Annotated in this window: 2 protein-coding genes; both read left to right on the forward strand. The window is 65.9% G+C overall.

Features of this window, described 5'->3' with window-relative positions; translation table 11 throughout:
* The first annotated feature begins 70 nt into the window (after window positions 1-70).
* Window positions 71-949, forward strand: coding sequence for an IS630 family transposase (locus AD72_RS31790; protein WP_231645085.1), 879 nt, complete (start codon window positions 71-73; stop codon window positions 947-949).
* 206 nt (window positions 950-1,155) lie between these two features.
* Window positions 1,156-2,253 (forward strand): IS110 family RNA-guided transposase, encoded by a 1,098-nt coding sequence (locus tag AD72_RS31795; RefSeq protein ID WP_051899233.1) that lies wholly within the window; start codon window positions 1,156-1,158, stop codon window positions 2,251-2,253.
* The last annotated feature ends 306 nt before the right edge of the window (window positions 2,254-2,559 follow it).

Consider the following 2,559-nt stretch of genomic DNA (forward strand, 5'->3'; position numbering starts at 1 on the left):
GTTGACGTGGTAACCGTGTCGCGTGGACATCCAGGCTGGTGACCGTGAGGCTTGCCGCTGGAGGTGAGTCATGGCGCGTCAGCCGGAGGTGTTCGCGCGGTCGTTGGAGCCGGAGGAGGCCCAGCGGCTGGTCAAGATCACGAGGTCGACCCGGGATCGGGTGCGGCTGCGACGGTCCGGGATCGTGCTGGCCTCGGTGCAGGGCCGGTCCGCAAGGGAGATCGCAGCAATGTTCGCCGCGACCGAAGGCTATGTGCGGGAGGTGATCCACGCGTTCAACGACTCCGGGTTCGCGGCGTTGTCCCCAAAATGGAGGGGCGGCCGACCAGCTAAGTTCGGGTCGGCCGCCCGTGAACAGATCTGCCGCATCGCCGCGTGCAAGCCCGCCGAGCTGGGGTTGCCGTTCACCACCTGGAGCCTGGTCAAACTGGTCGGCTACCTCGCCGAACACGCCTGGATCAAGGCGAGCACCGAGACTGTCCGGCAGATCCTGCGCAAGGAGGGCGTGTCCTGGCAGGCCACGAAGACCTGGAAAGCCAGCAAAGACCCGGACTTCATACCGAAGAAGACCCGCATCCTCGACCTCTACGATCATCCGCCCGCCGACGGGCGGGTGATCTGCGTCGACGAGTTCGGACCGCTGAACCTGCAACCCCGCCCCGGTCGCGGCTGGTTCCCGAGGGGGCGTCCGGCCCGGCTGCGGGCGACCTATACTCGCACCAAAGGCATCCGGCACATGTTCGCCGCGCTCGACCTGGCCACCGGGCAGATGTTCTACCGGTTCCGTGACCGCAAACGCTGGCCGCAGTTCCTCGACTTCTGCAAGCAAATCCGCCGCCGCTTCCCCACCGGGAAGCTCTACCTGGTCTGTGACAACTGTGAGAATTGTGAGAATGATCAGGTGCCGTCCTGTGAGAATGATCAGGTGCCGTCCCGGGCTGCGGTTTGACCCGTGTGACAACCGGCCATGGTGCCTTTCTGTAGATCTGTCGACCATGGTCCGGGGCGGTGCTTGCTGCCGCTGGACCGGCGGGGCGTGTCCCGATAGGGGCCTTGCCGTGAACAGGGCACCATCACAGTTCTGACCGCCTCCGCTGGCCCGGCGACTGCCATCCGTTCCCGAGCCAGGTCAGGAGACAGACAACCGTGCCCAGCATGCCCCACCCGTCCCTGCACAGCCAAGACGACAACGCCACCGGCGAGGTCGTTCTCGGTGTGGACACGCACAAGGATCTGCACGTCGCGGCGGTCATCACCGCACTGGGCGTGCTGGTGGGCAGTAAAGCGTTCCCGGCAACGTCGACCGGCTATCGACAGTTGCTCGCGTGGGCACGCACGTTCGGCACGTTGCGGCGGGCCGGCGTGGAGTGCACTGGATCCTACGGCGCGGCGCTGGCTCGGCACCTGGCCGCCGAGGGCATGCAGGTGATCGAGGTCAACCAGCCGGACAAGGCCACTCGCCGCCGACGAGGCAAGACCGACATTATCGACGCGGAAACAGCCGCCCGCGCAGTACTTTCCGGTCGGGCGACCGGCAGCATGAAGACCGGCGACGGTCCGGTGGAAATGCTCCGCATGTTCAAGCTGGCCAAGGCATCCGCCATCAAGGCACGGACTCAGACGATCAACCAGCTCAAGGCCGTGCTCGTCGCCGCCGACCCGGTTCTCCGCGAGGCATTGTCTGGCCTGAGCAACCCCACACTCTTCCGCCGCTGCGTGGAACTCCCACCCACCACACCCAGCGACGTCACCAGCGCAGCGGTCTATACGCTTCGACTGCTGGCCTGCCGGATCCGCGAGCTGACCGTCGAGATCCGCGACCTGGAGCACCGGATTACCGACGCCGTCACTCGGCACACCCCAGCGCTGCTGGAACGTCCTGGAATTGGCCCAGACAGTGCGGCAGCCCTGCTCGTCACGGCCGGTGACAACCCACATCGCCTACACAGCGAGGCATCCTTCTCAGCGCTGTGCGGAGCGAGTCCTATCGAAGCGTCCTCGGGCAAGACCCAGCGTCGCCGCCTCAACCGCGGCGGCGACCGACAGGCGAACGCGGCGCTCTACCGCATCGCCCTCTCTCGCCTGCGCTGGGACCAGCGCACCCAGAACTACCTCGCCCGACGCGCCGCCGAAGGCAAAACCCGCCGCGAAACCATCCGCTGTCTCAAACGCTACATCGCACGGGAGATCTACTACTTGATCACCAGCCCCACGCCCACGCCAAGCGCGCAATCACAGCCCAGCGCCGCTTGACATCCATAGGGGCATCTACGGGCCGCACGGCAAAGCCGAGGTCACCACATGGTGCGCGGCCAACAACATCGAGCTGGTCTACACGCCCACCCACGCATCCTGGCTGAACTGGATCGAGTGCGAGTTCACCGCGGTCCGCTACTTCACCCTCGACGGCAGCGACTACCCCAGCCACACCGCCCAGGAGACAGCGATCGCCCGCTACCTGCGCTGGCGCAACAGCCACTGCCATCCCAAACGCCACTTCGCCGTCAACTCCAAGATCCGCCGCCCAGATTACCTACCCAACGTTGCTTGATACGGCAC

The sequence above is a fragment of the Sciscionella sediminilitoris genome, assembly GCF_000737195.2.
In the GTDB taxonomy this organism is placed as follows: Bacteria; Actinomycetota; Actinomycetes; order Mycobacteriales; family Pseudonocardiaceae; genus Sciscionella; species Sciscionella sediminilitoris.